Below are 20,110 nucleotides of genomic sequence, written 5' to 3'. Positions count from 1 at the left end.
CACTGCCCAAGACGCTCACACGTTGCCGCACCGTCACCAGCGAGCAACAGAAGACGAAGGCTCTTAACGATGCAGCTTCGAGACATATCTACGGACGGGCTCCCCATACATCCCGGGGTCGGCTCGAACAAGCCCGTTTCCTGTTGGCCTACCTGCCCTGGTTATTAGTCACCGATGGGCTACCAGTTGCGGACTGCTGCGAGCAGATCTCGGTGAGCCTGAGCAGACAGCAGGTCACGCTGTTCTTCCCAGTGGGCTACTACTTCGAGCGCCTCTTCCGGAGTCTTTAGCTCTACCTTGGCACCGTGCTCGAGTGCTTTTGCCAACATCGGCAGCACTGCCTGCTGAGCCGAGCTGGAAGAATCGTCCACACCGGAGAGGTAGTAGTAAGTCTCGAGGCTGGTCGGCTCGACCAACAGGAACAGCGGTTCGGGTACGAGCAAGTTCTTCTGGCTAGGTACAACAGACCCCAGAGTCTGAACGAGGTTGATAACAGACTTAAGGTGTGCAGCGCTGGCCTTAGCAGTCTGGTAGGCAGCAAAGACCTCTGGACTAAAGTTCATTACGTCCTCAGCGGAGAACTCAGCGGGAAGCTCGAAGACCGCATCACTGTATGTTTCGACGTTCTCGGCAAGACCGTCGTTGAGCTGCTGAAGGTAGAAGTCGATCATGTCTTCTAATTCGTCTTCAATAGCGTTGGAAATCTTATGGCGAGCAAGAGTCTTAGCCTCGGTGAGGTTATCGCCCTGAGAGCTCTTCCATTCTGCAAGACGTAGAACCTGCTGCGCTGCCTGCTTTGGATCGGTGACCTTGTCGAGTTCCGGCGCTTCAGTACCTGCTTCCTCAACTGCATTCAGTGCATTCAGCAGTGATTCAATCTGTTTCGGGTTCTTCAGACCCCAGTGGCGCACGGTATCGACAGTGTGATTCGGGTTAAACATGAGTAAATCCTCCTTGGGGATTCGGTGATTTTGGGCAAAACAAAAGCCCCTAGCAAGCGCTAAGGGCAGTAGATTCGATGAACCTGGTTGTGGTCTGTGTGGCAGTAGACCAGTTTCAGATTGTGCCGAGCAGTGAAACATCCGATCTGTTGACACAGCCTCGGCGGAATGTATTCCGAGTTCACAACCACGGTGAGTGAATTGTCCCGGTGGCTGTATTCGACTCTGGCCGAAGGTGTATGAACGAGTACCTCGGTCAACTTATCGCCTCCGGTACAGCACACTCTGCAAACTCTCGAGCAGCGGATCTCCTGTTCGATCGGGAATTGCACCGAAGGATCCCTGAGACAGGTCTACGGCTGATTGAACAGATTCGAGTGAATCGACGAAAGCTCCGGTGGTGGTTGTTGTCCGCTCCGGAGCTTCGGGCTCCGGTGCTGTATCAGTCAGTGCTTCTTGCAGGACTGAGGCAGCGGAGGGGGCTCGGTGATAGTTGGTTGCTCGAGAGCTGAGGGCGCGAGCAACTCTCTCGGTGACTTTCGCACCGTTTAACGGGATATAGTCCAAGTTTTTTCCTTTGGTCGTGAATGAATTACTAGCGAGATTCCGTAGCCGCGTCGGGACGCTCTCGTGCTAGATGCCTGAGCAATTGAGAGACCAGATCAGGCTCTAAGCACAGCAGTTCCTCTCTTGTAATATCGAGCTTGTCGGCTACATCGTCGATCCAACGGCGCATGATTCGCTGTCTGGCTCGATACCTGGAGTTAGCTAGATCCTGAGTGGCCTTGATTGTTCCGGAGGCATACCTGGTTGCGTGTCGATCCTGTATTACTGTCACCTCCTTGCGGTGGCTGAGCGGGTATAGCGTTATAAAACATGGCGAAAAGGAAAACGCCCTTGGTGCTCGTTAAACCAAGGGCGAAATCCTAGAATCACCAGAAGGTCAGACACCGGTGATGTCTGAATGGATTACTGAGTAACCCGGCATTGGGGACTAGCCATCTCCCCTAACGACACTCGATAGTCTCGAGCATCCTTAGCAGAGGTGTGTGTCTACGGCTCTCTTAGCAGCCGAGGCCTCCTTGGCTTCGGTCTGCGTCTTCTTCTTGTGGCAAGCCGAACAGACGGCTTGCAGATTGTCCTCGGAGTGATTGTCTCCTCGGACGATGTGATCTACCTCGGTTGCCTCTTCAAGGCACCCGAAGGACTTGAGCTGGCACCGCCAGCGATCTCTCCGGAGGACTCTTAATCTCCGGTGCCTCCAATCAGGAGGCAGTCTCTTTCTTCGGTCACTCGAATACCATTTAGTCACCGGAGACTTAAACCTCCTGGTCACGTAGTGAGCAAGCGAATGAGTGAGCTTGCGAACGTTGCCCGAGCCTTAGGGGCTCGGTCTACTTAGTAAGTAAGAGCGGCCCCCGAGGGCCGCGTTCTTGTTTAAGAAGATCGCCGGCCTTTGTTGGCCGGCTCTTACTGGTGAGTGAAAGAGAGGGGAGCTCTCAGCTCCCCGGTTCCGATAAGAACCGAGTGAAGAACGAGGTTCGTTCGGGGCTCGTTTCACTCGCCCCTCACTATATATATACGTGTCATTTTGCTACTTTTCAGACACCTAATCTTCTAAAATACCCCCACTCTAGGGTGATATTTCAAGAATTGTTACCATTCCGTTATACAACAACCACAAATCCCTCTCACTATATAGATAGGTGGCGTTCTGGTATTCCTCCGATACTCTGTTTCAAGAATTCTTCTAAAATCCCTCTCACTTACTATATAGGTGTCACTTCTACAGAATGGCGACACTTCAAACCTTAAAAGTGACCAAAATCACTAGCTAAAAGGCTTGCGAATGCCTGAAGAAACACTCGATAAGACAGTTGCCCGTTAGGGAACCCCTCCGGAGAGCGTCAACCTCAACCTGTTTGAATGCTACTCACCACCGGAGCAAAACAATCTAGACTAGTTTGTATGAACAAGCTAAACCCGTGGGACGAGCATCAAGCAGCAGAAAAGGAACTTTGGAGACTCCGAGGAGTTAAATCCAAATACGCAGATTCTCTCTACCGGAGAAACGACCAAAACCCTGGATCAGTCCCACAACGCGAATGGAACAGGCTCAAGAAACTGCAACGACAGTGCGACGAACAACAAGACCTCGTACACCGTCTAGCACCCGAAGCTCTCGCCTACAACTACGAGCAGTATCAAGCAGAACGACAAGCCCGGCGCGAACGGGTGGTTCAACTGTTCAACGAAGGCAAAACAGCTAAGGAAATAGCAGCAGAGTTAGGGATTTCAACCACCACCGTCTACAAAGACCGGAAAGAGGCGCAACAACCCTCACCGGAACGCTCTACTCAACAGACAACTAATCGAGCAGCAACCCCGAAGCTGAACACCTCCTCAGCTCCGAAGCCCAAACCACCTACTAGGCCAACGAACAAGCCACCAACAAGAGCAGCAGCTACACCCTCGAGAAAACCAACCCCTAAACAACAGCCAACCACAAACAACGAACTAAGCGCGGGTTGGTTCATCGTCGCGGTGATCGTGTTCCTGCTAATCCTCTTCGCAGTGTTTTAGTCACAACACCCCCCTGAGCCTCAAACGCTTAGGGGCAATAGGCTAAGCAACCCGCTCGCACTCCTCAACGAGCGCATCCGCCCCTCCAAGCGAACAGCCACCCGGCCCCGGATAGCCTGCTCAGTCTCCGACCCACGATTAGCACCCGGGGCGCGCATCACAACAACACGCCCCGGATCAACCTCAATAAACCTAAATACAACAACCTCCTAGAAAGAAGCCCTATAATCGATTCTAAAGCGTTGAGACACCCTTCCCCATGTATTTACCCTCGGGAGGGTTATAAAATCGCTTAGAATGGCGTACAGCGAAAATGGCTTTGCGTTTATGCAGGTCAGAGACGCGCAAAATCGGCTAAAAACGGGTGGGCACCACGAATCTGCAACATCACCGGGGGTTCTCCCAAACCGGCTCCCCGAAACACCCGAAGGCGGCTCGTTGTTGCCCGCCAGGGGTGTCCACAGTACAGACACCCTTATCCAGTCGGGCGCTGGCGTTTCGTGGATTAGCACACGTCCCTACGGACGATCTCTAGTGGGGTGTTACCCGTTGTGACCTGCCCAAACGGTCGGCGACCCCTGTAGTACAGTGGTCATCTTCGGACAGGCTGTCTACTGCTCGGTGCGGGAGTTTGAGCTCCAGAACGTCGCACACGTCCTTGAGAACGAACCAAGGCTCTCCGTCTTCTAGGACGACTCGGAAGTTACACCCTGTTACGCCTTGTGACCTGGTAATACGGTCGATGGTGTCGGTAGTACCGACACCATCTCTACCTCGTTCCCAGCGCAATCACGACAACCAAGCAATAAATTCTTTGCCCGAAGGATAATCAGGCGAATCAAGAACCGCCTCGAACTTAAGAGCTGCCCCAGTGTGTTGGACAACCTCTTGCCATACGGACATACCTACCGCCTTCGGGCTCGCTTCAGCATCGAAGGACGCGAACAGAACACCGTCATGAATGCGGGCGTGAACGGTGCTTGCAATCTCAATAATGAGACCGTCTTCCACGTCTGCCAGCGTGATGTTCTCATGCTTCATCATGTCCCGGATTGCGATCTTCATTGCCTCTACCTCTCTGTAATTGGGCACAAATTGGGCACACGGCTGTGTGCTACTGTTTTCCCTAGAACAGAGAACCCGCTAAAAACGCTTTTACCTGCGCTGATGCGCGTCTGATAGTGACTTAAAACCTCTCGGGGTTCGAGTCCCTGATGGCGCACAATACAGACCGGGAAGGTAGAAATACCCTCCCGGTCTTTTTGTTGCACAACAAGCGCAGGCGCCATAAACGCGCACAGGTTCACATTTGCAGCCCGTACCCACACGTGCAGCCCGCAAGTTTTGGGCTTGTCAGTTTTCGGATTGTCAGTTTTGCTACTTAACCCCATAATCGCCTTTTATGCCCTGCTAGTTCCCACGTTGCAAAAGAACTGGCTAGTTGAATCCGTCATCGTCCGGATACATTGCCAATGTTTCTTGAGATGCTCTCCCAGTAGTTGCTAGCCCACTCATGGTGTGCAAACGTTTTCTGCAGGATCGGAATGGCAACGACATAAAAGGGGACTTCCTACATGAATTTTGATGTTCTTATCGTAGGAGGAGGCGCTGCAGGCACAGCTGCTGGTATTAATCTCGCACGAGCCAACCGTAACGTCTGCATAATCGACGACGGGAACCCTAGAAACCGTTTTAGCGAACACGCTCACGGAATACTGGGGGCTGATGCGGTCAATCCGCTAGAACTCCTCACAAGAGGGCACCAAGAGTTCATATCTTTCGGAGGAACCATCACTCGGGGGCACGTCAAAAAACTGACCAAAAAGCCCAACGGAACTTGGACTGCAGAATTATCAAACGAAATGGGAGTTTCTGCTAGCAATGTGCTTGTTGCAACAGGAATTACCGACGAATTACCTCAGGTTCCCGGCCTGTCGGAACTCTGGGGGAAACGTGTTTTTCATTGTCCTTACTGCCACGGCTACGAAATCCAAGGAAAGAATATTGCCATCGTAGGTGGTAAGAACCCAGAATTCACATATCGAATCTCCTGCCTTCTAACCAAATGGGCACGCTCAGTAACACTATTTCTCAATGGAATGGAGTTGCCTACCAGTCAGTACAAACAACTAAATGTGTGCGGCGTATCTATTGTCACCGCCTCTGTCGAGTCAGTCGTCGCAGTGCCGGATGACAACGAAAGTGTAGAAATCAGTTCGCATGAGGGGCGGACTCGCTTCGAAGCATGTTTCACCGGTCCGAGATTCATTCCAAATGATGATCTACTGCGTCAAGCGGGTTGCGCTGTTTCAAATGGTTGGGTGAAGGTAGAAAGTGGCAAAACCTCCGAGCCTGGCATCTGGGCTGTCGGCAATGTCGTGAGCTCTCCTGATCAAGTGTCTCAAGCCGTAGGGGCTGGAGCTGCTGTAGCAATAGCCATCGACCAGGCAATGTTCGATGACCATCTACAGTCACTGCTTTCGTAAGGGCGTACCCGCAGGTTGCTGCCTTGCGTTATTGGGTATTCGGAAACGACTCTTAATTCAAAAGCGGCACACGGTTGTACGGCATGTTTTCCCAGAATCGAGAACCAACTAAAAGCACTCTTGCCTACACGGAGTTCAGCAGAGCAAGTGCGAATCGTCGGAATAACATCTCTCCACTCCATGCGCGAATACGCAAAAGCGCACGGCCCCAGGTAACTACCCGAAGCGCGTGCGCTAACTACCGAAAAACTACTTAGCAGCAGTCTCAATCATCTCGCGAATGCGGTCGATTTCCTTGCTGCGGTTACGGTTGCGACGAATGCCCATTGCGATGCCGCCAACAACAAGTGCGGCAACGACACCCAGTGCTGCCTGCACCTTCGGCTCATTCAGAGCATCGAGAACGCGGGTCTTTGCGTCATCCGCAACGTTCTTCGGATTCGTTCGCACGGTTAGCTCATCCAGAGTACGGGCGAGCTGGTTACGGTTACGCTCAATATCGCGCTGGATATCTTCAATGCTGCGAGCCACGTAAACTCCCTAAAAAGTTGAATATCTAAAGTGATTGTTCGCCTAAAAGACTAACACTTCCACTACAGCAACGTGGGCGAGCACGGGGAAAAACTCAACGCATTGCTTCAGAGTCGCCACGCACCGCTCCAGAGTCGATACGATTAAGCCATGACTACTTCTTCCTCCAGCGACAAAGAATACGGCCAGAACAACATCCGACTGGAACCTGGCAATCCTGCCCCAGCGTTTACTCTTCTCAACGACGCCGAAGAGCAGGTTTCTCTGTCGGACTACGCGGGCAAGCCCGTGCTGATTTACTTCTACCCGCGGGCCAACACTCCAGGCTGCACCACTGAGGCATGCGACTTCCGCGATGAATCCGCAGCCCTGAATGATGCCGGCATTCCTGTCGTAGGTATTTCTCCGGACAAGCCGGCGAAACTCGCAAAGTTCCGTGAGGACCACGGCTTGAGCTTCACCCTCCTGTCCGATCCGGACAAGGAAACCATGACCGCGTTCGGCGCTTTCGGCGAGAAGAAGAACTACGGCAAGATTGTCCAGGGTGTCATCCGCTCGACTTTCTTGGTCAATTCCGAAGGCGAAATTGAAAAGGCCTGGTACAACGTTCGTGCCAAGGGTCACGTCCAGCGCGTACTGCGTGATTTGGGCGTGGAATCACAGGCTTCCGAAAGCTAACTAGCCACAAGGCCTACTCTGACCCCGGTCCCAAACTCTCATCCCACATCATCCCGATTAGACGGTTTCGTAGTAGTGACTCAATCCCAGGACGCACCGAACATTCTTCGTCCCCGTCGCACTCCGGCTCAGCAACGCAGCCGAGAGCGGTACGCACGCATGCTCAGCTCGGCACGCACAGTGCTCATCGAGCACGGGTTTGAGTCTTTCACTTTCGACGAAGTCGCTCGCATCGCAGATATCCCCATTGGCACGCTCTACCAATTTTTCGCAAACAAGTATGTGATGATCTGCGAGCTCGACCGTCAGGACACCGAGGCCGTCATCGAGGAAGTCTCACGTTTCGGAGAAACAGTCCCCACCTTGAAATGGCCGGAGTTTCTCTCGGAGTTCATCGATCACCTGGCAAAACTCTGGCGCGAGGACGTTTCTAGAAGAGCCGTATGGCTGGCTGTTCAATCAACGCCCGCCACACGCGCAACCGCAGAAGATACGAAGTCACGCCTGGTCAACGAGATTTCAAAGGTGCTGCGCCCGCTGGTGCCGTCGTCAAGCGATGCGGAACTGAACTTCATCTCCGACCTCATGATTAACGCCACGTACGCCCTGCTGAATTATGCGGTGGACCATCCGGGAAGCGATGCTGAGCGGGAAGCTCATTACGAGCTGACGGTGCAGGAAATCAAACGCATGACAATCTCTTATCTCATGAGCGTCGCAGAGGCAACAGACTAGAGAGCGCCCCTCGCCCACCTCGGCAGGGGCATTTATTGCCCTTACCAATACACGGAGGGTAGGCTTGCCTTAGTTATAGCTTTACTCTGGTCGGCGCGGTGGGGTTCCCTGTTTTTCGCCGCGCCTGCGCCGGAACTCCCAAACAGAATCAGAGGTTCACATGTCCACGACGCAGGGCGCTTTCCGACGGAGCCTGCTTCCCCGCTCTATTGTTCTAGCTTCGGCAATCGTAGTGAGTACGGGGTTCCTACCCGCAGTCCCCGCATCGGCACAGTCACTGCCATCGATTGGACAGCTCGGCGGTTCGCTCCCCGGCATCGGCGACCTTCTCGGCGGTAGCACCGATCAGTCTGAGCGCCAGCTCTCTGTGACCCCTGCCACCGATTTGTCCGACGGCGCCACCGTGACCATCAAGGGAGTCGGCTACCCCGCTAACGCAAATATTTACCTGGCCCAGACAATCGAGAAGCCAAAGTCGGGCTACCCTTCGACCTACGGCGAAGCGGCCAAGGTGACAGTCGGCGCTGACGGAAGTTTTACGCAGGAGATGAAGGTCGCGACCAGCTTTGGCGATGTCGACTGCACCTCCACCCAGTGCTACGTAGCCTCCTTTACTGCGTTCCCTAATCTTTCTGACCGCAGCAATGACCAGTGGGTCCCCATCACCTTCAAGGCGGGTGCTACTTCCCAGGCTGCTCAATCACAGGGTTCCACCAGCGCGGCACCGAGCGGTGGCCAGAGCACTGGTTCGGGCTCCCAGTCACAGTCGGGCTCGCAGTCACCGTCGCAGTCACGGGGTAACGCATCGGTGAGCCTGTCCAAGACCTCAGACTTGAACCCGAGCGGCGACACCATTCGAGTCGAAGGCAAGGGATTCAAGACCTCTGGACCGGGCATCTACGTCGGTATCGCGCAAAATGACCAGATGGATGTGACCAACGCCGATTCCTTCGGCCCGGATACCCAGTTTGTGTCTACCTCTCGCGGCAACTTGAAGTCCGACGGCAGCTTCAGCGTGGATCTTCCGGTCAGCGCGAAGTTCGGCACGGCAGACTGCATGCAGAACGCTTGCTCGGTCTACACCATTGCTGCTCACGGTTCTTCCGACCGCAGCCAGGACACGGCGACCGCGGTATCGTTTGCCGGCGGAGCTGCCAAGCAGGACGCTACCCTGCCCTCCGGCGGTGGCTCCTCACAGTCCGCAGGCAGCGCAAGCTCCGGCACCAGTGGCAGCACAGGGTCTAGTGGAACGAGTAGCACCAGCGCTTCCAGTGGCTCCAGCAGCTCCAACGGCAGCAGCTCCTCGACCGGCACCCCGTCGGTAAGCCTCTCCACCACGGAACTGAACCCATCGGGCAGCACCGCAATTACTGTCTCCGGCAGCGGATTCAAGACCAGCGGCAACGGCATCTACGTCGCAGTGGCTGAGAAGAACAAGTTCTCCACCACCAACGCTGATGCTTTCTCCGCCGCTGAGTTTGTGCGCACCTCCCAGATGTCCTCCGACGGCAGCTTCTCTACAACGCTCAATGTCGAGGCCGTCACCTCGGCCGCCAACTGCGTCGAAAATGACTGCGCGCTCTACACCTTTGCTGCTCACGGTTCCTCCGACCGCAGCCAGGACACGGCCACGGACCTCAGCGTCGGCGGCTCCGCCAAGGAACGCGAAGAAGCTGTGAAGACCGGTGCCTCCAAGACCGGAGAGTCCAAGGCCAGCGGCTCCTCCAAGGCATCTGGCAAGGCTTCCGCAAAGTCCAACGCTTCCGGCAATGGCCTCGACGAAGTTGATGTGCAGACTCAGCAGGCCGCGACCAACTCCCCGCTCCAAACCGCCGCAGTCGCCGGAACCGGCGCAATCCTGGGCGCGCTAATCTTCGGTGCCGGCATCCTGGTCGGTCGCCGTCAGAAGTCCGTCGATTAGCGCGGTGCCGGACTAGTCCAGGCGTACGACGGCGATTGCGTAGTCGCCGTCGTGCGAGATGCTTAACGACGGCCCCAGCTGCCACTCCTGATCGTGGAAATGGCGGCTCACAGCACCGTGGAGACTGATGCTCACGCGACCGTAGGCATCCGGCTGCACCTCTATTTCCCGCCAGTCCAGCTGATCGCGCGCAATCGGCGGTTGGCTGCCGAAGAGAGTCTGCGACCAGGCCTTGATGAAGGCTTCCTTCGCAGCCCAGCGGCCCGCTAAGTGACGCGCCACCGCGCCGCCGACTGCTCCGCGGCGCCTAGCTACCAGTAGCTCCGCAGGTGTGAAAACCGCCTGCGCGAACTGACTGCCTGGCATATTCAGCTGCTCTTCGAAGCCCGGAATATAGACGAGGTCTACGCCAATCATGGCTGGAGGACACCATCGATCAGACGGGCGCCGTCGGAAAGCAGAACTGCCTTTTCCAATGCAGCGGGTGAACCGAACCGACCACCGTCCGCCAGGTTTCGCTCGCGTGGACGCTCGTAGAGGGCTTCTCCACCGTAAATAGCCTCATCAATGCGACGCAGACCAGCCGCTTCGCGGTTGTACGCCGCGGACCGCCAACGCTCCGCAGCCTCAGCGCCATCGTGCTGCACTATCGCTTGGTAGAAAGCTTCCGGATGCACGACTGCCACCAGTGCCGAGACATGTCCGAACCCGAGCGAGGTAACAAAGCCAGCCTTCAGCGGCAACGTATTGCCGAAATTGACTGCCTTCGTTGGCCATACCAGACGCGAATGCTCAGCCAATGCGGGATCGACGCAGTCCAGCGATCGATTACCTGGCACAATGCCGCTGCGCAACACCTGGGTCAGACCAATGATCTGGAACGCTGCAGCACCACCCTTAGCGTGTCCCGTCAGCGATTTCTGAGAGACCACCAACAGCGGGTTAGAGCGCTCGCGACCGAGTTCATCTGCAATGCGTTCATGCAGTTCGGACTCATTTGGGTCGTTGGCATTGGTCGAGGTGTCGTGCTTGGACAACACCGCGACCTGATCCGCAGTGACATCGAGTACTGCAAGGGCGCGAGCCAACCGAGACTTCTCGCCGCCCTGAGCGGCCGCTAGCGCGCCCAAACCCGGCGCCGGAATGGATGTGTGCGCGCCGTCGGCGAAGGACTGGGCGTATGCGACGACACCGAGCACGGGGAGCCCCATGTCACGGGCGATGTCTCCGCGAGCCAACAGCACCGTGCCACCGCCTTGCGATTCCACAAAACCTCCGCGTCGACGATCGTTCGGCCTGGAGAAGTACTCATGCTCGATGCCTTTGTTTTCCATGGTGGCGGAGTCAGCTGTGGCGGCCATGTCGCCGAAACCTATGATTCCCTCTGTGGATAGGTCATCAAAGCCACCCGCGACAACAAAATCTGCCTTACCCAGGGCAATCTTGTCGACGCCCTCCTCCACCGACACCGCTGCCGTCGCACAGGCTGCCACAGGGTGAATCATCTGCCCGTAGCCACCGACATACGACTGCATAACGTGGGCGGCAATAACATTTGGCAATGCCTCTTGCAGGACGTCATTGGCTCGCGGTTGCCCCAGCAGACCGTCGATGTAAAGACTGCGCAGCGACTCCATCGCACCAATACCTGTGCCCTGTGTCGACGACACTCGCGCCGGGTTGACCGCTTCCAGCAGCTGCGCTGGGCTGAAGCCCGATGACAAGAAGGCATCGACAGTACAGACAATGTTCCACAAGCTCACGCGGTCCAGATTGTCCATCATGTCTGCCGGAATACCGTAGCGTGCCGGGTCAAAGCCCTGCGGAATTTGACCGCCAACATAGCGGCTCATCGCCATTCGGCGTGGAACCTGAACTGGCGTGCCAGCGGCCCGTGTCACAAGCCACTGCCCTGTCTCGGCATCGAAGCTCGCAGTGGTGTTGTCCGGGTTGGAACTGACAAAAGTCTCCGCTGCCGCGCGGTCACGCACAGCAAAGCTCAACGCACGATCCAGGTAGACCGTGGTCAGCTCAGTCATCGTATTGTCAACCAAATCGCCATCATCGGCGTAACGACGCACACCAACTCGCGCCAGTACTTCATCGCGGTAGCGCGTAGCAATGTCGCTTTCTGCCAACGGTTGCCCGTCGGCATCGCGCCAGCCACCCTCATAGGAAATCAGCCCCATTGACCAGGCTAATTCCACAATTCCTGCTGCAGAAATATCATCGACTTCAGCCTCAAAGCGCGTCCGGGAAGAACCGTACGGCCCAAGCTCACCGGCGCCCACAATGACCACCATGTCCTCCGGAGCCGCTGCGATGTCACCAAAGGTCGGTGTTGTCTGCGCAATTGGTCGGCGTGGGCTTGGCAGACCGCTCAGAACACGGCTTGACGACGGCTCCTGCGAACGCGCCCCGCTAGCGACCTCGGAGCTTTGAGCTGTTGGGCCAGCCGCCTGCGCAGCCTCCTGCGCCAATTGCGCAATGTTGAGGTCGACGTCACCCAATCCGCCGGTGAGATCGGCCTGAATCGGGCGGGTTTGTGCCTTCTTCCGAGCCTCCGAGCTCGCGAGCTCAATGAGTTCAGCTGCCATTTCTTCGGTGGAGAAGGTGCGAACTCCCTTTGTTTCCACTGCAGCAACCAGCGGATCGTTTCCACCCATCAGGTTGGTGCCTCGAACCCAACCAATCTGTGCATGAGCCAGAGTGGCGCGGGTGCGCCAAGCGTCCTCCACATTCCAGCGCGCCACCACTGCATCGAGTGCGGCCTTGGCTTCACCATAGGCACCATCACCGCCGAAGCGACCACGGTTCGGTGAACCCGGCAGCACCACATGCAAACGATGGTCCAGATTATTGTCCCCGCCAAGTGCTGATATCCCTGCGATGAGTCGTTCCACCGACCACAGAAGCAGACGCATTTGGGTCTCGGACGCAGGACCGGCGTCGGCAAGCGAACCTGAGACCGTAGGCGCCGCGAACGGGAATAGCAGCGTCGGTGACAGCGCGGGCTTGGTCACAACCACTTCCGCACCAATCGTCGTAGTCTGCTCGGTTCCGATCCAGTCGATAAGGGAATCCAGGTCCTGGAAGCTGGACAGGTTCGCCGGTACCACCCACAGCTTCGCCTCGCCCTGCGCATGCATACGGTAGAGCTGCTTGTAGAAGCTCAGGCGCTCATGTCCCAGGCGTGAGGTAGTGACAACAACGGTTGCGCCCTGAGACAACAACTGTGCAGTTACGGCGGAGCCAATCGAATTTGGCGATGCACCGGTAACAACAGCGATGTCGGCATTCATCGGCAGTTCATCCACATTCGTGATGGCCTCATCCGACAGCTGTCGGTAGATACTCGCCAACTGTGCCCGCCCTGCCTCGTCTGCCTTGGCAGCCCACCACTGTGCCTGCTCGACTGCGGTTTCATGGATACTGCCCGGCGCGGTGTCAGCCACGTCTTCATCAGCGGCTGCCCAGAGGCGTGCTAGGTCATCGCGGGAGGTGGCCCAGCGGTCGTCGAGAAGCACTGCCTTGGTGGGCGTAAACGTCGGGGTGACCAGCTTCGGCCAGTCCGCACCGAGTTCAGCAGTGACGAGATTTACCAGGTTGCTGTCGGCGTCTTCGGCATCGAAGTCAATGGCACCGGTAATCTCGTGGCCGAGTTGCTCCAGAATCGTGCGTGCAGCGGTGGCAAGAATACCTCGTTGACCAGTCAGTTTATCTGCAAACTCAGTGAGTGCAGCCGAGTCGACCATCCCAGCACTACTGTCGCTTGCCGACGGCTTAGCGACAGATACACCTCGCTGCGAGGCGACCGCAAGGATTGCTTCATCAATCAGCTGGTTGAGTTCAGCAGTACTGGCTGGGGCGGCCGGAGCCAGATGCGCAAGATCGCCGCCGCGCAGGGATGCACCGTCGCGAGTACCGAGCATCATCTCGGCGCTGACTGCGGTTGCCCATCCCTTGCCAAGCTGCCATTCATTGGCCACATAGTCATCGATGTAATTCGCGCCTGCACCGGCAGGACCGGTAATCCGGCGAATACCGTCGGCAATGGCTTCGGAGAGAATCGGGCCGAATGCGGAATATCCACTGGCCAAGCTATCAATCTTGTCCTTTAGATCAGCCAGTTCCGCATCTGCGGCCCCTTCGATTGAACCGAGGTCGAATTCGACTCCGAGATCGAGCAGCAGTTGATTGCGTCGAGATGAGACTCCATCGACCAGAGTCTCAATGGAGTCGGCGGCACCGAGCTGGTCGGGACGTACCTTCGTCCATTGGCAAATAAGAACTTCCAACGCTTCTGCCGGGCTGACTGCGATATCAGCAACTTCGGTAGCCGGAGTGGCAGCACTCGTGATCGTGGTTGCCTGTTCGGTCGCCGCGGATTGGTCGGCGGATACCGCCGGCGCCGCTGCTCCTGCTGCTCCCGCTGCTCCTGCTGTTCCAGATAGAGCCTGCGCCGCGTCCTGCTCTGGTGTCACCTTCGACTCGGTCTCAGGCTTCTCTGGCTGAGTTTGGTCGCGCATAAACACTGCATCAGCATCACGTTCGAGATTGAGTACTCGAATGTCACGGCTACGGTGACGGGGCAGCTGGCAGGTGCGGGCAGCCAGGTTTGCCAGTGTGGGCGCTGTACCTACACCAACTTCAATAATGCGGCTGACGCCGAGATCCTCAAGCAGCAGATCCTGCGTTTCGATCCACCTCACCGGTGAGCAGAATTGCCAGGCCAGTAACTCGACCAGCAACATGCGGGCCAGGCGCGCCGGGTTTTCAGCGGCAGTATCAAAGTCGGCAAGGATGTTTTCCAGAATGTTTGAGTCGACGACTGCAGCCATCTGTCGGACGAACTTCTCGGTCAGCTCAAAAGAGGTCGCGGTGAGATTCGGGATATAGCGCCCCACCAGGCGCTCTGGAGTGATTTCCGCTGGCAGCAGCCGCTCCAGGTGTTTACGGAAGGAATCCACACCATCGCGTAGGACACTGGAGTGGAATGGCACATCAATACCTGGGATACGCACGTATCCCTTGCCGTCCGAGCTGCGTCGCTCGCACTGATCAGCCAGTGCCGCAAGGCCCGCGACGGTGCCGGCGACGGCGTACTGCTTGCCTGCCAGGTTGAGATTTACGACTTCGAGGAACTCACCGGTTTCCTGCGACAACCGATTAACAAACTCGGTGACCTCGTCCTCGCCTACGCCAATCTTGTCCGGACGCAGGGCGCACAAACCATAGTTGGACCTCCCCTGCTCATCACGTTCGACCAGTTCATGCATGGTCAAACCGCGGCGGTAGACAACCTCCAACACGGCATCTGCGTCAAGCGCACCAGCGAAAGCCGCCAGCGCGTTGTACTCACCGACGGAGTGACCCGCAAAGTGAGCTGTTTCATCCAGCAGCCCTGCTTCACGGAGCTCCACAACCTGCGCCAGCCCCAACGTCGCCATCGCAACCTGGGTGAACTGAGTCAGATTCAGGACACCTTCTGGGTGGAAATAGCGCACACCATCCACGACCACCTCTACCGGGTTGTCCCGGACAATAGCCAGTACGGAAAAGCCAAGCTTCTCTCGGGTCATTGCATCAGCCTGGTCCCACACGCGGCGGGCCGCTACGCTGCGAGTCCGAGCAGACAGCCCCATCCCCTGTGATTGAATCCCCTGGCCAGGGAAGACATATGCGGTCGTCGGTGCGGCAATTACAGCAGTGGCAGTCAGTACCAGCTCGCCCTCTACTGTGGCCGTGACTTCACGGACTTCACCGGCGCCTGGACGGTCATCAAAACCACGGCGTTCGACAGAGAACTTCACTTCCTGGCCAGGTAGAACCGGACTCAGCATAGTCGCAGTGAACTCAATCACCCGATTGCCAATGCCGGCATCCGACGTGGCAACAGCCGCATGCTCGGCCATCGCCGACAGCCACATTCCATGGACAATAACCCCTGGTAGACCAGCTAGCGCTGCTGCCCGGGAATCGACGTGGATAGGATTGCGATCGCCTGTGACACAGCTAAATGGCTCCATCGCCTTAGGCGCTTCCACGGTCAAGGCACCGCGGAAACTCCGTGGCGTATCCGTGACCGTTGGAAATGGCACAGTATTGGTCCGCGCTGTCTCGCCGCCGTTTCGGCCACGAATGGCAAAGCGTTCACTCAAGGTGGCGAGCAGCGTATCGCCATCACGAACCTCCGCGCGCACCACAACTAACCGCCCTAAGTCCGTATCAACGACCTCGTCGACACGCGCACTAATCCGCAACGTTGTGGTTTCCTGAGGCAGAGCCCCAATCATACGAATGTGATGCTCAAGGTGAACAAGCGCGAGCATGCCCTCAACAACATCAATGCCGGTCTCAGTACGCGCCTGCGCGACTGCCGCAAAAATCGCTGGCCAAGCATGCCCAACCAACGCGTCCGGCACCGTCGCCTGTGACTCATCGCCGGCAGCTGCAATAGTGACCGCATCGTAGTCAGCCATCGCCATCGGATCCCACTCGGATTCCCACTCCGCGACCCCATCGACGATGTTTGCAAGCTCACCGCCAGCCGCGATTCGCGTCAGCTCCCGCATCGCGGCTGCCGCATCCTCATGCTTGACGACGGGCACTGCGCCCACCGCTGCACTCTGGCACAGGCGAATTCGCAGTTGCGTATTCTCCCCCGCAGCATCGGGCAGCGGAACGGTCAGCTGTGCCCAGACGAGCTCCTCCCCGCCCTCATCATTGCTGCCATCAGCTCCAATGGTCTCCAAAATGGCACCAGTACCTGGGTGCTCCAGGCGTTGTGAACGAGAGACATCACTTGCGTCAGATACACATACCCACTCATGTTCCGCGCCAAGTGCCAGCGCCGGATTCGGCTGCTGTCGACGAGCCCACCAAATCACAGGTGCTGCGAGCATCCGGCTGAGGGCGTCAACAGGTGCCTCCGGCAGGTAGCCGGTATCCATCAATGCCTGTGCAGTAGCTTTTTCAAACCGACCCAGAATTTCCGCTACTGGCTCATTCGCGCGGGTAATGCCCGAAACAGCCTGCGGCCCTGGGATGATGCAGACTTGATCCGCATCGTAGCGAGAGTCATGCGCCTGCCATAGGGAGTCCGATCGCCACCAGCGACGAACCTCATCATCGATAACCGGAACGAATGGCACAGGTTTGCCAGGTGTGCGGCAGAGCTCAGAGATAAAGAAGGTGACATCTGCTGGGTGGAGCTGGGTATCCAGATCCAGCAGGCCGGACAGTCGCGAGATTTCGTTCTGCGGCTGAGTGCGCAAGCTGTCGCCGTCGGCAAGCGCGTCAAACGTGCCCGCGTCGACTGCATTCAATCGTGCCTCTACGCGATCGACGAGTGCGACAAAGCGCGTCGACCACGTTGGATCGAGGAACGTCCCTTCGGGCGCACACAATTCGAGATAGCGATTCAGCACCTCGGCATACGTCATGGTGCTGACATCCCCGAAGTACGGCTTCGCGGTGGCGTTAATTGCCTCGATGATCTCTGCGCGTCGTTCAGTGACCTTAGTGAGGTCACCTGCGACTTCGTCAAGCAATCTGCCTGCGCGTGCTGCGGCGTTATCAATTTCGTGGATATCAGCGCCCAACTGGCTGCGTCCCGACGCCATGCCATCCATGGCGCTACCAGCGGGGATCCAGTTGTCAGTGCCGACGGTGTCGACCAGCATCTGTTTCACGGACTCAGAGGCGGTCGACTCCTTGGCTGCCATCGCAGCTGTGCCGATGATGACAGCATCGACCGGCATCGGCGCCAATCCGTACCGTGTCGACCACGTGCCCATCAGATAATCACGGGCCTGTTCTGGCTTGCCGATACCGCCGCCAACAGCAAGCACCACATCTCGCTTGCGGATCTTTGCGTAGGTGTTAATTAGCAGGTCATCGAGGTCTTCCCAGGAATGGTGGCCGCCGGCACGCCCACCTTCAACCTGCATGATGATTGGATACGGTGTGCCCTGCTGCGCCAAGGTGTCTGCAATTTCGAGCACCGACTCGATTTGTGCGATTGTGCCCGGTTTGAAGGAGATATGCGGAATCCCGCCCTCACGCAGCTGCTTTACTAGCTCAACTGCCTCGTCCACCTCGGGGATTCCCGCGGAGATGGTGACTCCATCAATCGGTCGCCCCGCTGCCACTGCGCGCGGGAGCAAACGGCGGCTTCCAATGTGCAAACCCCACAGGTACGGATCCAAAAACATGGTGTTGAACTGTGCACTGCGCCCTTCCTCGAGCAGATCGGAGAGTCGCGCCACATTAGCCTCGAAGATTTCCGGCGTGACTTGGCCGCCACCGGCCAGCTCCGCCCAGAACCCCGCATTCGCAGCAGCCGCCACGATCTCAGGGTCAACGGTTGTCGGGGTCATACCGCCGAGCAGAATTGGCGAGCGCCCGGTCAACTTGGTGAACTTCGTCTCGACACGGGGCTTGTCTCCAGTGACCAGACGCGGCGCAAACTCCAGCCACGATGTCGGATGCTCAATGTCGCTCTCAGACAGGACGCCCCTACCCGCAGCTGTCGCCGCAGGAATCACCGCCACGCCATAGCCTTCAGCGTTACGTTCTGTCAGCTTGACGACGCCTGTGTTCGGCCCCAGATCCAAAATGGTGGTTGCTCCTTGGTCGATGAGCCCCCGTACCTCGGCGCTCCAGTCACTGGGGTCAACCAAGATTGCACGCGCAAGCCGGTCCGCCGTTTCCGCATCTAGCCCAATGCGCTCAGCTCGCTCCACTACCCATGCCACAGCAGGTACCAGCGCTGGGTGATGGAATGCGCCACTAACTGGCAGAACTGTACATTCGACTTTCCGACCCTTCGGCTGCTGCGTTGTGAGCTGCTCTGCCAGCTGGTCTAGTTCATCCTGCTTGCCGATAACTACGCTGGTAGTCTGCGTATTCTTCAGACCGATGACACAGCCCTGGGGGAGGAAAGGCTCCAACTCCTCGACCGTCAGGCCAGAGATACTCATCATCGGCGCGCGCCCAAATCCGGCTACTCGGCTTCCGCGCGCACACGCCACACCGATGAGGCGAGCTAGCGCCAGTAGCTCTGCTGCCTTCTCTGGGCGAGCGACAATCTCAGCGGCAAGAACACCTTGCGAATGACCGGTTACCGCTACCGCTTCGGTGATATTAATTCCCTGCTTTTCCAGCAACTCGACAATGCCCAACTGTGCCAAGACGATGCCCGGGACGCTGACCGCAGGGTTGGTTGTATCTCCGGTAAATGGCTCGTCTGTAACGAGTGAGATTGCCCAGCCAAAGGGGTCGAAACCTGCGGGAAGCTGGCCGATGAGATCGTCGTCAAGCGGTGTGAGCAGTTCCTCAGCGCGAGTGAAAACTTCCCGTAGTTTCTTTGAGTTGCCACTGGCCATGACGCTGGAGAGAGTGTCCAGCCATGGTTGCGATTGACCGGCGAAAGTGACTGCAAAAGTACCCAGGTCTGGAGCAGTTACGACATTGGTCTGCAAAGTGGCGAGTTTTTCGTATTTCACGTGGCTGAGGTCCTTGTCTTGTGGAGTACGAAATGAAAACATCTTTTGTTTCCAAATCCTTGCCAGGACACTATGCCATAAATCATGAGGAATCCATCATGTTTTTCTCACCCAGTTTTGCGACACCATCAACGCGAAAGTAATTTGCAGCCCCAAAATGAGAGGCCCGGCACGGCCGCGAGATAAGCGAGCACAGCGTTTCGAAGGTGAAAGAACTTCGCAGGTAGGAAACAGCGTTCCCTTGTCGATAAGTTGCTTGCGCTTCATCACCCTGGCAGCGCCGGCGGTGGAAAATGAAGCCGGGAAGACCGAGCCAATTTATGCCCAATCGGTGATGAACATCACACCCGGAATGCGTGTCAATGAGCGTCGAGAACGCTCAATCTTTCCTCGATTAATCGCCTAGCAAGTCCAGAATTGCGGACTCCGCTTCCTCTAAGCGCCGTTCCGACTCTTCAAGGTCCTGCTGCGACTTACCATCGCGCTCGACCTTGCCGTCGAAGATTGCGCAGGGATCATCGTTGACCACAGTGTCGTCGGGAACTATGCCACGACGCGCCATGTACTCATCCAGATGCATCGAGATGCTCATGTTGCCTCCCTGCTTCCACCTTACGATTCAAGATACGATTCGATCAGCGTCATTGTATCGACAGATTCGATTGCCCTACGCAGTGGAATGAGCGAACAAAGGTTTCCCAGAATGGCACTCACGCGCGCTGTGCG

14 protein-coding genes are annotated in these 20,110 nt (G+C 57.0%); 6 read left to right on the top strand and 8 right to left on the bottom strand.

The annotated features are described in order from the left end of the window. Window positions 1-179: 179 nt before the first annotated feature. Both CRD20_RS08255 and CRD20_RS11350 read right to left on the bottom strand, forming a co-directional pair. Window positions 180-941: a hypothetical protein gene (locus CRD20_RS08255; RefSeq protein ID WP_187405220.1), complete on the bottom strand. Its 762-nt coding sequence runs from the start codon at window positions 939-941 to the stop codon at window positions 180-182. Window positions 942-1,977: 1,036 nt separating this feature from the next. Then, window positions 1,978-2,109, bottom strand: a complete 132-nt coding sequence (locus tag CRD20_RS11350) for an HNH endonuclease (RefSeq protein ID WP_370546144.1) — start codon at window positions 2,107-2,109, stop codon at window positions 1,978-1,980. Here CRD20_RS11350 and CRD20_RS11345 point away from each other — a divergent pair. Both CRD20_RS11345 and CRD20_RS08245 read left to right on the top strand, forming a co-directional pair. Further along, window positions 2,050-2,190 carry a hypothetical protein gene (locus CRD20_RS11345; protein WP_370546146.1) on the top strand — a complete coding sequence of 47 codons (141 nt, stop codon included), beginning with the start codon at window positions 2,050-2,052 and terminating at the stop codon, window positions 2,188-2,190. The two genes, CRD20_RS11350 and CRD20_RS11345, sit on opposite strands and share 60 nt — an antisense overlap. 719 nt (window positions 2,191-2,909) lie before the next feature. Further along, entirely contained in the window at window positions 2,910-3,524 is a 615-nt protein-coding gene (locus CRD20_RS08245) for a helix-turn-helix domain-containing protein (protein ID WP_187405218.1), read from the top strand. 531 nt (window positions 3,525-4,055) lie between these two features. On the opposite strand, the gene CRD20_RS11340 is transcribed toward CRD20_RS08245, so the two are convergent. Further along, the gene (locus CRD20_RS11340) at window positions 4,056-4,313 is read right to left on the bottom strand and encodes a BRO family protein (protein ID WP_222866252.1); all 258 of its coding nucleotides are present in this window, start codon (window positions 4,311-4,313) and stop codon (window positions 4,056-4,058) included. Beyond that, a complete protein-coding gene (locus tag CRD20_RS08235; RefSeq protein ID WP_187405217.1) occupies window positions 4,314-4,589 on the bottom strand; it encodes a hypothetical protein in 276 nt (91 codons plus the stop codon). A 509-nt stretch (window positions 4,590-5,098) separates the two neighbouring features. On the opposite strand from CRD20_RS08235, the gene CRD20_RS08230 reads away from it, so the two are divergent. Further along, complete coding sequence (locus CRD20_RS08230; RefSeq protein WP_083229203.1) at window positions 5,099-6,010, top strand: NAD(P)/FAD-dependent oxidoreductase; 912 nt, start codon at window positions 5,099-5,101, stop codon at window positions 6,008-6,010. Between the two features lie 249 nt (window positions 6,011-6,259). On the opposite strand, the gene CRD20_RS08225 is transcribed toward CRD20_RS08230, so the two are convergent. After that, window positions 6,260-6,541 carry a DUF3618 domain-containing protein gene (locus CRD20_RS08225; RefSeq protein ID WP_005511166.1) on the bottom strand — a complete coding sequence of 94 codons (282 nt, stop codon included), beginning with the start codon at window positions 6,539-6,541 and terminating at the stop codon, window positions 6,260-6,262. A 150-nt stretch (window positions 6,542-6,691) separates the two neighbouring features. Between CRD20_RS08225 and bcp the strand changes: the two genes are divergently transcribed. The 3 genes from bcp (at window position 6,692) to CRD20_RS08210 (ending at window position 9,875) form a co-directional block, all read left to right on the top strand. Then, window positions 6,692-7,219 carry a thioredoxin-dependent thiol peroxidase gene (bcp, locus tag CRD20_RS08220; RefSeq protein ID WP_187405216.1) on the top strand — a complete coding sequence of 176 codons (528 nt, stop codon included), beginning with the start codon at window positions 6,692-6,694 and terminating at the stop codon, window positions 7,217-7,219. A gap of 75 nt (window positions 7,220-7,294) precedes the next feature. Then, window positions 7,295-7,954, top strand: coding sequence for a TetR family transcriptional regulator (locus CRD20_RS08215; RefSeq protein WP_187405215.1), 660 nt, complete (start codon window positions 7,295-7,297; stop codon window positions 7,952-7,954). Window positions 7,955-8,114: 160 nt separating this feature from the next. Next, window positions 8,115-9,875 (top strand): neocarzinostatin apoprotein domain-containing protein, encoded by a 1,761-nt coding sequence (locus CRD20_RS08210; RefSeq protein ID WP_187405214.1) that lies wholly within the window; start codon window positions 8,115-8,117, stop codon window positions 9,873-9,875. Between the two features lie 12 nt (window positions 9,876-9,887). Here the strand turns inward: CRD20_RS08210 and CRD20_RS08205 are convergent, their stop codons facing one another. From CRD20_RS08205 to CRD20_RS08195, 3 genes are all read right to left on the bottom strand, one after another. Next, window positions 9,888-10,292, bottom strand: a complete 405-nt coding sequence (locus CRD20_RS08205) for a holo-ACP synthase (protein ID WP_187405213.1) — start codon at window positions 10,290-10,292, stop codon at window positions 9,888-9,890. Beyond that, entirely contained in the window at window positions 10,289-19,384 is a 9,096-nt protein-coding gene (locus tag CRD20_RS08200) for a type I polyketide synthase (protein WP_187405212.1), read from the bottom strand. Before CRD20_RS08200 ends, CRD20_RS08205 begins: the two co-directional genes overlap by 4 nt. Before the next feature lie 394 nt (window positions 19,385-19,778). Next, window positions 19,779-19,976: a hypothetical protein gene (locus tag CRD20_RS08195; protein WP_187405211.1), complete on the bottom strand. Its 198-nt coding sequence runs from the start codon at window positions 19,974-19,976 to the stop codon at window positions 19,779-19,781. Window positions 19,977-20,110: the final 134 nt, after the last annotated feature.

Origin of the sequence: Corynebacterium sp. LK33 (genome assembly GCF_014334955.1) — a bacterium.
GTDB classification, from domain to species: Bacteria; Actinomycetota; Actinomycetes; order Mycobacteriales; family Mycobacteriaceae; genus Corynebacterium; species Corynebacterium jeikeium_D.
This window is presented reverse-complemented; position numbering and strand designations above follow the sequence as displayed.

Coding starts and splice junctions, on each gene's coding strand:
- bcp (WP_187405216.1), top strand. CDS start 6,692: ATGACTACTTCTTCCTCCAGCGACAAAGAATACGGCCAGAACAACATC.
- CRD20_RS08255 (WP_187405220.1), bottom strand. CDS start 941: ATGTTTAACCCGAATCACACTGTCGATACCGTGCGCCACTGGGGTCTG.
- CRD20_RS08205 (WP_187405213.1), bottom strand. CDS start 10,292: ATGATTGGCGTAGACCTCGTCTATATTCCGGGCTTCGAAGAGCAGCTG.
- CRD20_RS08210 (WP_187405214.1), top strand. CDS start 8,115: ATGTCCACGACGCAGGGCGCTTTCCGACGGAGCCTGCTTCCCCGCTCT.
- CRD20_RS08230 (WP_083229203.1), top strand. CDS start 5,099: ATGAATTTTGATGTTCTTATCGTAGGAGGAGGCGCTGCAGGCACAGCT.
- CRD20_RS08245 (WP_187405218.1), top strand. CDS start 2,910: ATGAACAAGCTAAACCCGTGGGACGAGCATCAAGCAGCAGAAAAGGAA.
- CRD20_RS08235 (WP_187405217.1), bottom strand. CDS start 4,589: ATGAAGATCGCAATCCGGGACATGATGAAGCATGAGAACATCACGCTG.
- CRD20_RS08195 (WP_187405211.1), bottom strand. CDS start 19,976: ATGAGCATCTCGATGCATCTGGATGAGTACATGGCGCGTCGTGGCATA.